The 12684-nt window shown below is 44.9% G+C and carries 13 protein-coding genes; 2 read left to right on the forward strand and 11 right to left on the reverse strand.

Going from position 1 to position 12684, the window contains the following annotated elements; all coding sequences use genetic code 11:
- Positions 1–220 precede the first annotated feature (220 nt).
- From rplS to ffh, 5 genes are all read right to left on the reverse strand, one after another.
- Positions 221–574 carry a 50S ribosomal protein L19 gene (rplS, locus tag BCT81_RS02000; RefSeq protein ID WP_004738151.1) on the reverse strand — a complete coding sequence of 118 codons (354 nt, stop codon included), beginning with the start codon at positions 572–574 and terminating at the stop codon, positions 221–223.
- A gap of 59 nt (positions 575–633) precedes the next feature.
- Positions 634–1374, reverse strand: a complete 741-nt coding sequence (gene trmD / locus BCT81_RS02005) for a tRNA (guanosine(37)-N1)-methyltransferase TrmD (RefSeq protein ID WP_061032468.1) — start codon at positions 1372–1374, stop codon at positions 634–636.
- Positions 1375–1401: 27 nt separating this feature from the next.
- Positions 1402–1956: a ribosome maturation factor RimM gene (gene rimM, locus BCT81_RS02010; protein WP_032554095.1), complete on the reverse strand. Its 555-nt coding sequence runs from the start codon at positions 1954–1956 to the stop codon at positions 1402–1404.
- Between the two features lie 24 nt (positions 1957–1980).
- On the reverse strand, positions 1981–2229 hold the full coding sequence (rpsP, locus tag BCT81_RS02015; protein WP_004410028.1) for a 30S ribosomal protein S16: 249 nt from the start codon (positions 2227–2229) through the stop codon (positions 1981–1983).
- A gap of 219 nt (positions 2230–2448) precedes the next feature.
- A complete protein-coding gene (gene ffh / locus BCT81_RS02020) occupies positions 2449–3834 on the reverse strand; it encodes a signal recognition particle protein (protein ID WP_004738144.1) in 1386 nt (461 codons plus the stop codon).
- 200 nt (positions 3835–4034) lie between these two features.
- Here ffh and BCT81_RS02025 point away from each other — a divergent pair, with 200 nt between their 5' ends.
- Together BCT81_RS02025 and BCT81_RS02030 are read left to right on the forward strand one after the other, a co-directional pair.
- Positions 4035–4829 (forward strand): inner membrane protein YpjD, encoded by a 795-nt coding sequence (locus BCT81_RS02025; RefSeq protein WP_102423109.1) that lies wholly within the window; start codon positions 4035–4037, stop codon positions 4827–4829.
- Between the two features lie 127 nt (positions 4830–4956).
- A complete protein-coding gene (locus BCT81_RS02030; RefSeq protein ID WP_061032465.1) occupies positions 4957–6228 on the forward strand; it encodes a CNNM domain-containing protein in 1272 nt (423 codons plus the stop codon).
- A 109-nt stretch (positions 6229–6337) separates the two neighbouring features.
- Here the strand turns inward: BCT81_RS02030 and luxS are convergent, their stop codons facing one another.
- The 6 genes from luxS to BCT81_RS02060 all read right to left on the reverse strand — a co-directional run.
- Positions 6338–6856 (reverse strand): S-ribosylhomocysteine lyase, encoded by a 519-nt coding sequence (gene luxS / locus BCT81_RS02035; RefSeq protein ID WP_061032464.1) that lies wholly within the window; start codon positions 6854–6856, stop codon positions 6338–6340.
- Between the two features lie 24 nt (positions 6857–6880).
- Complete coding sequence (locus BCT81_RS02040) at positions 6881–7531, reverse strand: hypothetical protein (RefSeq protein WP_061032463.1); 651 nt, start codon at positions 7529–7531, stop codon at positions 6881–6883.
- A 10-nt stretch (positions 7532–7541) separates the two neighbouring features.
- Positions 7542–9110 carry a glutamate--cysteine ligase gene (gshA, locus tag BCT81_RS02045; protein ID WP_061032462.1) on the reverse strand — a complete coding sequence of 523 codons (1569 nt, stop codon included), beginning with the start codon at positions 9108–9110 and terminating at the stop codon, positions 7542–7544.
- Between the two features lie 99 nt (positions 9111–9209).
- Positions 9210–12068, reverse strand: a complete 2859-nt coding sequence (locus tag BCT81_RS02050) for a pitrilysin family protein (RefSeq protein ID WP_102423108.1) — start codon at positions 12066–12068, stop codon at positions 9210–9212.
- 9 nt (positions 12069–12077) lie between these two features.
- On the reverse strand, positions 12078–12539 hold the full coding sequence (locus BCT81_RS02055) for a YqaA family protein (protein WP_004741880.1): 462 nt from the start codon (positions 12537–12539) through the stop codon (positions 12078–12080).
- Between the two features lie 6 nt (positions 12540–12545).
- The coding region (locus BCT81_RS02060) for a zinc-binding dehydrogenase (RefSeq protein ID WP_157938834.1) at positions 12546–12684 on the reverse strand (139 nt) is incomplete at its 5' end.

Consider the following 12684-nt stretch of genomic DNA (forward strand, 5'->3'; position numbering starts at 1 on the left):
CCTTCGTCAGTCTAGGGAATGACGGCCAAAGTATTCCTAGTATCACTTCCTCTAGTTTCATGCACTAACTCAGTAATAACTCAGTAACTCAAACCTCCCCATCATCCCCAAGAGTGAGGGACGAACGAGTTGGGGGTCGCTTACTTTCAAAGCTCTAAATAGCAGGCACAAAAAAGCGGAGCCAAATGGCTCCGCTTTTATCGATAGAATGCAAAAAGAATTACTTCTTAGCAAGCTTCTCTTTAATACGAGCAGACTTACCAGAACGCTCACGTAGGTAGTACAACTTGGCACGACGTACTGCACCACGGCGTTTAACTTCGATGCTATCAACCATTGGAGAGTGAGTTTGGAACGCACGCTCTACACCTTCACCGTTCGAGATCTTACGAACTGTGAATGCAGAGTGAAGACCACGGTTACGAATAGCGATTACTACGCCTTCGAAAGCCTGTAGACGCTCGCGGTCACCTTCTTTTACCTTAACCTGAACTACAACAGTGTCACCTGGTGCGAATTTAGGAAGGTCTGATTTTAGTTGCTCTTCTTCAAGAGCCTTAATGATGTTGCTCATTTGTATAAATTCCTAGAATAAACTGATACTAAATTTAATAGGTTACTGCTTGCTTTTCGTTAAGAGCGTTGCTCTTTAATGAATTCAGCCAGTAATTGTTCCTGTTCGTCAGTCAGAGCTAGGTTTTCCAGGAGTTCTGGTCTTCTTAGCCAAGTTCGGCCCAACGATTGTTTTAATCGCCAGCGACGAATGTCCTTATGGTTTCCAGACTTGAGCACCGAAGGCACTTCTTTGTCGTCTAGCACCTCAGGGCGCGTATAGTGAGGGCAATCTAGCAAACCATTTGCAAAAGAATCTTCTTCTGCTGAAGCGAAATCTCCAAGTACACCCGGTACAAACCGAGAGACTGAATCAATCAGCGTCATGGCTGGCAATTCGCCACCCGTCATCACAAAATCCCCAATCGACCATTCTTCGTCGACTTCAGATTGAATGATGCGCTCATCTACCCCTTCGTAGCGACCACAAATAAGAAGTAAATTCTCGTTTGTTGCCAGCTCTTCAACACCTTTCTGGTCGAGTTTACGACCTTGAGGTGAAAGGTAGATAACTTTCGTCTTTCCCGGTGATGCTTGTTTGGCAGTTTGGATAGCGTCGCGCAAAGGCTGAACCATCATTAACATGCCAGGACCACCACCGTAAGGTCTGTCATCAACAGTGCGATGCTTATCATGAGTGAAATCACGAGGATTCCATGTCTCAATAGATAAAAGACCTTTCTTTACCGCTTGACCCGTTACTCCAAAATCAGTAACTGAACGGAACATTTCAGGAAATAGGCTAATTACGCCAACCCACATGTGTTCTCTCGCTCTATGATTTTAAAGTTAGAATCCAGGATCCCAGTCAACTTCGATCCGTTGAGCTTCGCGATCAACTTTCTTGATCACTTGCTCTTCAAGGTACGGTACTAACCGTTCCTTTTGTCCGAAAGCATCCTTAAGATTTGCTTTGATTACTAGAACATCGTTTGAGCCAGTTTCTAGCATGTCGGTAACGACACCTAGATCGTAACCTTTAGTGGTTACAACTTGCATACCAAACAATTCACGCCAGTAGAATTCCTCTTCTGACAATTCGGGTAATGAAGCAGGGTCTATTGCGATTTCAAAGTTAGTTAGTAAATGAGCGTCCTCGCGAACCTCAAAACCTTCCAGCTTACACACCATACCTTTGTTATGGCGCTTCCAGCTTTCTACTTTGAATTCAACCCACTTCCCCTTTTGGTTAACGTACCAAGGAGAGTAATCAAATATGCTTTCAGCGTTGTCTGTGTAGGAAAAAACTTTAAGCCAGCCACGAATGCCATAGGTAGCACCAAACTTGCCCATAACAATTTTTTCGTCTTGCTTGCTCATCGTTTCTTTACCCTTCATCGACATAAGCTATTTCTCTTTAAAAAAGAATTAAGCCGCTTTTTGAGCGTCTTTAACTAGCTTAGCTACACGATCAGATAGAGATGCGCCTTGACCAACCCAGTGGTTAACGCGATCTAGGTCTAGACGTAGACCTTCTTCTTGACCTTGAGCAGTAGGGTTAAAGAAACCTACTTTCTCGATGAAACGGCCAGTTGCAGCGTTACGGCTATCCGCAACTACGATTTGATAGAATGGACGCTTCTTAGCGCCGTGACGTGCCAAACGAATGGTTACCATGTCGTCCTCTTTGCTTTCTTAATAAAATAATTAACCCCAATAACCATTTATCACTAAACAGCTTGGGGTCTCGTGCCAAATTAAAGCCCCGGAATTTTACTCTTATTCCGGGGCAATGCAAGGGGTTTAGCTATTTTTTCACCAACATAGTGCCTGTATTCTTTCTGTGACACAGATAACACTATGAAAAGTAAAGGTGCTGCAGGTTACATTAGGCGATTATCGGCCGAACGGGTTGAAGCCGCCGCCCATACCACCCATGCCGCCCATCATACCTTGCATGTTACGCATCATGCCTTTCATGCCACCTTTCTGCATTTTCTTCATCATCTTCTGCATTTGGGTGAACTGCTTAAGCATGCGGTTTACATCTTGTACTTGTGTACCAGAACCAGCGGCAATACGTTTTTTACGTGAGCCTTTAATTAGCTCAGGACGTTGACGCTCTTTCATGGTCATAGAGTTGATGATCGCTTCCATCTGCTTGAACATCTTGTCATCAACTTTATCTTTCACGTTGTCTGGTAGCTGAGACATGCCTGGAAGCTTATCCATCATGCCCATCATGCCGCCCATGTTTTGCATTTGACCTAGCTGTTCACGGAAGTCTTCAAGGTCAAAACCTTTCTTCTCTTTGAACTTCTTAGCCAGTTTCTCTGCTTTCTCGGTATCAACGTTTTTCTGTAGGTCTTCAATAAGCGACAGAACGTCACCCATACCTAAGATACGAGAAGCAACACGATCAGGGTGGAATGGTTCTAGTGCGTCAGTTTTCTCACCAACACCTAAGAATTTGATTGGCTTACCTGTGATATGACGAACAGACAGCGCTGCACCACCACGTGCGTCACCATCCACTTTCGTTAAGATCACACCGGTTAGTGGAAGAGCATCACCAAAGGCTTTTGCCGTATTCGCCGCATCTTGACCTGTCATAGCATCAACAACGAATAGAGTTTCAACTGGGTTGATTGCAGTATGAAGCTCTTGGATCTCGCCCATCATCTCTTCATCAATCGCTAAACGACCTGCGGTATCGACAAGTAGCACGTCGTAGAATTTCTTCTTCGCGTGGTCGATTGCAGCGTTAGCAATATCAATAGGCTTCTGGTCAGCCGAAGATGGGAAGAAGTCAACACCAACATCGCTAGCTAACGTTTCAAGTTGTTTGATCGCCGCAGGACGGTAAACGTCGGCAGACACAACTAGTACTTTCTTCTTGTCACGCTCTGTCAGCAACTTAGATAGCTTACCTACCGATGTGGTTTTACCCGCACCTTGTAGACCAGCCATTAAGATAACCGCTGGCGGTTGCGCTGCTAGGTTAAGTGCTTCGTTAGACTCACCCATCACCGCTTCAAGTTCAGCTTGAACGATCTTAATGAATTCTTGGCCCGGTGTTAAAGATTTAGAAACCTCAACACCCACAGCGCCTTCTTTTACACGCTTAACAAAATCGCGGACAACTGGCAGTGCCACGTCAGCTTCAAGAAGCGCCATACGCACTTCACGTAGCGTATCTTTAATATTGTCTTCGGTCAGACGACCTTTACCGCTGATATTCTTCAGCGTTTTGGATAGACGATCCGTTAAATTATCAAACATAGTTTTCTCTTCGCTCAATCCTGCGACTATTAAGTTGAGTATACATTAGCGTGGATTAGAGTCATACCCGTTGTAGAGCGTTAATCATCCACGCTTGTGATGTGAGACGGTGTTCACTTGGAATTGAGTGAGGTTCACCATAGCCCCAAAGAGCGATGCAAGGTATAATTCGCCAATTAGTAATCATTTTAATGGATACCATGGACAGTCTTATTGCGATCGCAGCAGCCTTTCTTTATACAATGGCGATTTCCACGATCATTCCAGGTCTCGTGCACCAAACAGGAATCCGTGTAAAAACGGTGTTTATCAGCGCATTACTTGCTCTAGCTTTCCATGCTTGGTTGCTTGGCGACTTAATCTTTAATGCCAGTGGTCAAAACCTCAGTATCTTAAACGTTGCGTCACTGATCAGTTTAATCATTTCTCTAGTGATGAGCGGTGCTATGCTCAAAACCAGACTGTGGTTCATTCTTCCTGTGGTTTATAGCTTCGCAGCACTGAACTTGATGGCGGCAACTTTTCTTCCAAGTACCTTCATCAAACATTTAGAGAATGACCCAAAACTGCTGATGCACATCTCTTTGGCGCTGTTCTCTTACGCGACACTGACTATCGGCGCGCTATACGCACTACAGCTTGCGTGGCTAGATCACAAACTTAAAAAGAAGAAAGCACTGGTTATCAACCCTAACCTACCTCCATTAATGATGGTTGAAAGACAACTTTTCAAGATCATCCTAATTGGTAATGGCTTATTAACGGGTACCTTACTGACTGGTTTCATCTTCGTACAAGACATGTTTGCTCAAGGTAAAGCACACAAAGCCGTGTTGTCTTTTATCGCTTGGGTTATCTACTCTATTCTTCTGTGGGGCCATTACCAAAAAGGCTGGCGTGGACAAAAGGTGACTTGGTTCGCCCTTGCTGGTGCCAGCATGCTCACATTAGCCTACTTCGGTAGTCGCTTCGTTAAGGAAATCATCCTGAGATAACAACAAAATTAAAGGCAAGGTCACGCATACCTTGCCTTTAAAATATTGAGTCAGATCGATTCAATTGACATCTCGACCATGTTCGGTCATAAATTAATCAAGATACACAAATAGGAAAAGAATAGTTTTGGACGACATATCAACGGGTATCTTATTTGCGCTACTCGCGTGTCTCATTGTAATTTCTGGTTATTTCTCTGGTTCCGAAACGGGCATGATGTCCTTGAACCGCTACCGTTTAAAGCACTTGGCCAATACGGGTCATAAAGGTGCAAAGCGCGTAGAAAAACTTCTGAACCGCCCCGACAGGTTGATAGGCCTCATTCTCATCGGTAACAACCTTGTCAACATTCTCGCTTCTGCGATCGCTACCATTCTTGGTATGCGTATCTACGGGGACATCGGTGTGGCTGTCGCAACCGGTACCCTGACTCTCGTGATCCTCGTATTCGCTGAGGTCACACCAAAAACCATCGCTTCTCTGTTTCCTGAACGTGTCTCCTACGCTAGCAGTATCTTGTTAATGATTCTGATGAAGGTGCTGTCACCACTGGTGATATTAGTGAACTTCATTACCAATGGCTTTATTCGTATTCTGGGTGTCAAAGCCAGTCACGACGCGACCGATCATTTAAGCTCTGAAGAGCTAAGAACCGTTGTAAATGAAGCGGGCAATCTGATACCTCAACGTCACCAAGATATGTTGGTGTCTATTCTAGATTTAGAGCACGTTACGGTGAACGACATCATGGTGCCTCGTAACGAGATTACCGGTATCGACATTAATGATGATTGGAAATCCATCGTTCGCCAGCTGACCCACTCCCCTCATGGCCGAGTTGTTCTTTATCGTGACCAAATTGATGAAGTAGTTGGCATGCTAAGGCTGCGCGAAGCGTATCGTTTGATGCTGGAAAAAAACGAATTCAACAAAGAGACTCTGCTGCGTGCCGCAGACGAAATCTACTTCATTCCTGAAGCAACCCCACTCAATATTCAGCTGCTAAAATTCCAACGCAACAAACAGCGCATCGGTCTAATCGTTGATGAGTACGGTGATATCAATGGCTTGGTGACATTAGAAGATATTCTAGAAGAGATTGTCGGTGAGTTTACCACTTCAATTGCGCCAAGTTTGTCTGATGAAATCACACCGCAGAGCGACGGCAGCTTCCTAATTGAAGGCAGTGCGAACATTCGTGATATCAACAAAGGCTTGCAGTGGGCTCTCCCAACCGATGGTCCTAGAACGTTAAATGGTTTGATACTTGAACATCTGGAAGACATTCCAGAGAGCCACCTAAGTGTTCAGGTTGCCAGTCATCCAATGGAGATTGTGGAGCTTGAAGAGAACCGCATCAAGCTAGTACGTGTCTTTCCACAAATCGCCAATGGATAACAGGTTCAAATAGTGCTCGCTATTGACCTGCTACATGAGAAAACAGAAAGGCCCGGTTCAATGAACCGGGCCTTTTCATATCTTACTCATCGAGAATCAACTCAAATGATTAATCGACTTTAAGCTCTTTAAGCATTGACTCTGGCAGTGCTAGTTCGTCGTTCTTATTTACTGAGATACCAGCAGCGATGATGGCATTCGCGATCTCTTTCGCTTCGTCTAAAGAGTGCATTGCCGCTGTACCACACTGGTATTCGTTCAGCTCAGGGATCTTATTCTGGCTCTCAACTTTCAGCACGTCTTGCATTGCCGCTAACCAAGCATCAGCAACTTGCTGCTCTGAAGGTGTACCAATCAGGCTCATGTAGAAACCTGTACGACAGCCCATAGGTGAAATATCGATAATCTCTACGTCTGCACCGTTCAGTTGAGCACGCATGAAGCCAGCGTATAGGTGCTCTAGAGTATGGATACCTTTCTCAGATAGGATATCTTTGTTTGGTGCCGTAAAACGCAGGTCAAATACCGTAATGGTATCCCCTTTTGGAGTTTGCATTGTTTTCGCAACACGAACTGCTGGTGCGTTCATGCGAGTGTGATCTACAGTAAAACTATCTAATAAAGGCATTGCTATTCTCCGTGACGGTTGGCTTTAGAAAAACCAACTTCGATTGTCTTCTAGTTCTTTGCGGCACTGTTTCAGTTGCCAGCCATAATCTTTTGCTTGCTGTTCGACTTTACGAGCCACCTTAATTAAAGATGGTTTGCTATTATACGACTTACGTTTATAACCACCGCGGCCTTCATGGTAAGCCAAGTACTGGTTGTACGGATCCCATAGCGAGATACCGAGTTGACGACGCGTTTCGCTGGTGTACCAGCCTATAAACATCAGCGCATCATCAAAATTGGTTCTTGAACCACCATTGTTGGTCGCTTTTTGGAAATCTTCCCAAGCTGGGTCCTGAGCTTGAGCATAGCCATAAGCGCTGCTTACACGTCCCCAAGGAATAAACCCAAGGATGTAGTCTTTTGGTGGGCGCGCATCATGACGGAAGCTACTCTCTTGTTTTACAAAAGCCATCGCTACGTTGATGGGAGTACCCCACTCTTCTTGCATATCTAAGGCATCTTCATACCACGATGGATGCTCTCTGAAGATACTACATAGGTTGTCTTGCTGTTTCGGCGGTGGTGTTGCACAACCAACCAAAAGGCTAGAGACAACACCGACAGTGACTACAGGTAACCATTTACTACTCGCACGAGTAGGCTTACCTAATAAGGTTTGCTTCCTTTCCACCAACGTCTCGCTATGCTTTTAAATACGAAAAATAATCCGCTAAGAAGCTATCAAAATCTTGAGTGCTCGCTTCTTCACTTTGTTGCTGAGCTACCACAGAGCGTTGAACCTCTGCTTCCATCAGCTCAGCTGAATATACTTTGTATTGATGTGCTTTGTGCTGTTGAGCGTACGTTTTGCCTAGCGCACAGCCAACTTTACCTAAACCACCTAACTTCTTAGTCTCTTCTAGCAATTGGCCAGAAATGGTTAGCTCTGGGTTATCAATCCAAGCTTCAAGCGTATCGCAGGTTTCTTGGTAAGCTCGGCCGCCTTGTTCAGCATCCATCATCTCAGCAATTGAGCGTAGGTCTTTGAACACGCGCTTAGCCCAATCTTGAAGAGACAATCGCTCACCGTGACAACCAATTTGCAGTTCTAGACCAACTTGACGACCTTCCAAGATCACCTTGTTCCAGTTATCACGCCAGCATTCAAGCTCACAGTTATCCATTTCAGCAGAGTCAGTTAGCACACTCCACGTTAGGAATAGATCTAAGAAGCGAACTTGCTGCTCAGTGATACCAATTGAGCTGAATGGGTTTACGTCTAGAGAGCGAACCTCGATGTACTCAACACCGCCACGAGCCAGTGCTTCAGATGGTTTCTCACCACTCTTCGCCACACGCTTAGGACGAATAGGTGCGTAAAGCTCATTCTCAATTTGCAATACGTTGCTATTAAGCTGACGGTATTCGCCATCAACCTTAACACCAATCTCTGCAAACTCTTCAGATGGCGTGCGAATCGCTTGGTTTAAGCCTTCAAGGTACTGACCTAGGCTGTTAAAGCCTATCTTCAATACGCTTTGTGCGCTGTTAGTGTAACCAAGATCACTCAGACGCAGCGCCGTTGCTTTTGGTAGATACAGTGTCTCGCCAACCTTTTCAAAAGGTAGGTTGGTTTCTCTTCCTTTGATGAAAGAAGAACACAATGCTGGCGAAGCACCAAAGAAGTATGGGATTAACCAACCAAAGCGGTAGTAGTTACGGATCAAACCGAAATACGCATCTGACTTAGCTTCACAACGCGCCTCTTCTGTTTGCTCTCCAAATAGGCTATCCCAGAAGCTTTCAGGGAAAGAGAAATTGAAGTGCACACCAGAAATAATCTGCATCAAGCTACCGTAACGACGTTTCAAGCCTTCTCGGTATAACGTTTTCATTTTACCGTTATTAGATGTGCCGTATTGCGCGAGCTGAATGTAATCTTCGCTACCAACGTAACAAGGCATAGAGAGCGGCCACAGCTTTTCGCCGTCTAACTTGGTTTGCGTGAAGTGATGAATATCAGACAACTGATTCAAAAGAGTAGGAACATCATTTGAAACAGGCGTGATAAATTCCAGTAACGACTCAGAGAAATCGGTTGTTACCCACTCGTTCATCAACGCAGAACCTAAAGCCTTAGGGTGCGGCCCAGTAGCAAGGTGCCCATCTTCCGTGTAGCGTAATGTTTCCCTTTCAACACCACGACCAAATTGAGAGAAGGTCTTAGGGTTGGTTGCAACTTGCTTTAGTCGCGCAGCAAAATCAGTCAAAATTCAGTTCACTTATCTTATATCGTTCCGATTAGAACTATCATAAATTAGGTTGGAGGAGAAAAGTAGAGTCTCTTCCCTCCCCCTTTAATGTGTACTCTAACGAATGATTTCAAGCTCTTCTATTGGAATATCTAACTTTTCTAATTGAGGGCGAAGCGAAGCCGCATCACCAACCACAATTATTTGATAATCATTCGGGTCGAACCATTTCTTCGATAGTTCATTCAATGTCTCTTTTGAGACCGTCTCAACTATCTGATTACGTTGTTGTAGGTAATCTTCATCAAGGCTCAATGCGACAATATTACTCAACAAACCAGCCTTTTGACTTGGCGTTTCGTATTTGAGCGCATCTTGTTGACCGACGGCAAGGCGCATAAATTTCACCTCATCATCAGTTAATCCACTTTGACTAAACTCATTCAGTTCATTAATAAACTCTTGAATCGATGGCACTGTCGCATTCGCTCTTACCTGCGCGCTAAATACCACCGCGCCCGTTTCGCGTGTACTGGCAAAGTAACCACTCGCACCATAAGTGTATGCTTTGTCTTCGCGTAGGTTCTGGTTGATGCGGCTATTAAAGTTACCCGCTAGGTTAAAGTTAGCCAATTGGCTCTTATACAACTCACCCGTAGCATCAAAAGGCAGACCTTTACGAACTAAGCGAACAATACTTTGCGGCGCACCCGGCTTATCAACTAAATATAAACGCTGCTCAGTCAGGTCTTTGACAATCTGTGGGCGTGTCAGCGGTGCCGCCTCGCCTTGCCACTCCTCAAAGAATTGTAGCTGCTTTCCAACCTCTTTCTTCGAGATGTCCCCTACAATAACAATATTAGCTCCCTCCGGAGTATAGTGTTGACTGTAAAACTGTTTTACATCGTCCAGAGTTAACGATTCTAAAGAGTCTTTAGTACCATCACTTGCGCGAGCAAAAATACTGTCGCCAAACAGCACTTCACGGGTTGCTTGAGATGCCATCCAGCTTGGTTGTTGATGCTGATATACCACCCCTTCTAGCATCTGTTTCTTAACGCGTTCGAAGTCTTGCTCATCAAACTTAGGCTCTAGCAAAACTTCTTGCACGATCGCCAAAGTTTGAGGCAGGTTTTTCTCTAGCGTAGAAATTGAAATATCTGTGGTGTAGCTACCAGCACTAATACCCACACTGCTACCCAACTTGTCTAGAGTCGCCTGTAGCTCCTCAACCGTTCGCATAGTAGAGCCTTCTTCCATCATAGCGGCAGTTAGGTTTGCTAGGCCCTCTTGTCCTTTACGAACATAACGCTCACCTGCAGGTAGTTGGATTTGCATTTGTACTGTTGGCGTTTCGCTGGTTTCAGTACCAATCAAATCAGTACCATTTGCAAAGTGCATGCGATACAGCTCTGGCATTGTAGCTTCGACACCAAAGGTCACCTCAGGCATCACACTGCGATCAAAGGTGTCCGTTGCTCTTCTGAAGTTCAACTGGTCTTCCGTTACTTTACTGTAATCAGGCAAAGTACGTGGTGGCGTGGTAAATGTTGCTTCTCGAACGGCTAAATCAAGCTGCTTTTTCGGAACCACACTCAAAGTCACCTTATGCTTACCTTCGATGAAATCTTGGTAGGCCTTGCTCACGCTTTCAGGCGTGACGGCACGGATTTGATCCAGCTGGGACTCAATACGATCTGGCTGACCATAGAAAGTTTGGTTAGATGCCAATTGCGACACTTTACCTTTAACACTTTGCAGTGCAAAAACCGCATCCGCTTCGGCCATTCCAGTAATCTGATCTAGGCGTTCTTGTTGAACGCCCTCTTTCGAGAACTTATCTAAGGTATCCATTAACTCTTTGTAGAGAGCCGTTAAGTCACCTTTCTTACCAGAGTTACCCATCGCATAGACGTACATAGTACATGCCAACTCAGCACAATCGTGGAATGAGCCTGAGCTCACTGCTTTTTGTGTCTTCACTAAGTTTTGGTAAAGGTAACTGTTAGTACCGGAACCTAAAACGTTAGACAGTGCATTCAGTGAAGCTTGGGTCTCTTCACCGCGATAAGTCGTTGGCCAACCAACCAATACCATTGGCTGACGAATGTTATCTTCTAGGGTGATGTACTTATCTTCCGTCAGTACCGCAGGTTGTTTCTCAGCAGGCTTAACCTCTGGACCTTTCGGAATAGAACCAAAGTATTTATTAACCCACTCAAGCGTATCGTCAACATCGATATCACCACCGATTGTCAGTACCGCATTATTTGGGCCGTACCAACGCAGGAAAAATGCCTTGAGGTCATTCACATCGACGCGGTCAAGATCTTCGACATAGCCAATTGGTTGCCATGAATATGGGTGTCCTTCAGGGTAAAGCGCTTCACCCATACGCTCCCACATCAGACCGTAAGGGCGGTTTTCATAGCTTTGAGCGCGTTCGTTTTTAACCGTGCCTCTTTGTACTTCGAATTTCTTCTGAGAAACCGCATCCAATAAGAAACCCATTCGATCTGATTCTAACCACAACATTTTCTCAAGCTGGTTTGAGGGAACCGTCTCAAAGTAGTTCGTGCGATCGCGGTTAGTGGTACCGTTTAACGAACCACCCGCTTCTGTAATGATCTTAAAGTGCTGCTGATCGCCAACATTCTCAGAACCTTGGAACATCATATGCTCGAAGAAATGTGCAAAGCCTGACTTACCTATCTCTTCACGTGCAGAACCGACATGGTAAGTCACATCCACATGCACCAATGGATCAGAATCATCAGGAGAAAGAATAACGGTTAAGCCATTATCCAATTGATATTTAGTGTAAGAAATCACCACTTTATCTTTAGAGGGCTTAACCTCTTCTAAAAGAGTGACACCTTCTGGTAATGAGGAAAAGAAGGATGTTGAGCTAGGTACATTGTAAGAACAGCCGGCAATGGCGATAAGAGAAAATGTACCAAGTAAAACCTTTTTCATAGGTTCTCCTTAGAAAAAACCGAAATAGATAGCAGCAAGTAAGCTATAGCGAGCAGCTTTGCCAATCGCAATCAAGATAACGCTAGGGATGAATTTCATTCTCAGCCAACCAGCAGCTAGACAAAGAGGGTCACCGATAACGGGCAACCAACTGAATAGTAAAGTCCAGTAACCATAACGGCTTAGCCAAGCCATAGCCTTATGACCATGCTTTTCTGATTGAGTTCGATTAGGCAACCACAAACCAATCCAATAATTGGTGAGGCCACCTAAGGTGTTACCGAGTGTCGCTATCAGAATGATCGACGATGTTGAGAATTGATCTAAGCTCAATGCCGCGACCAGGCTCGCTTCAGAGCCTCCGGGCAACAAGGTGGCACTCAAGAAGCCACTGATAAATAAGACCCATAGCGCTGAATCAGAGAACCACAGCGCTATGTTTTCGAAAAGAGAATTAAAGAACTCTAGCACTGCATATTAACCTTCTTGCATCTTAAGCAGTACCTTGCCTCTGGTGTGTCCGGTTTCTACCTGCAGATGAGCCGACGATGCTTCTTCTAGCGGGTAAATACCTTGAATTTCTGTTTTTAGCAATCCAACACTCACCATATAAAGC

Source organism: Vibrio sp. 10N.261.52.A1 (assembly GCF_002876325.1).
Taxonomy (GTDB): domain Bacteria; phylum Pseudomonadota; class Gammaproteobacteria; order Enterobacterales; family Vibrionaceae; genus Vibrio; species Vibrio chagasii.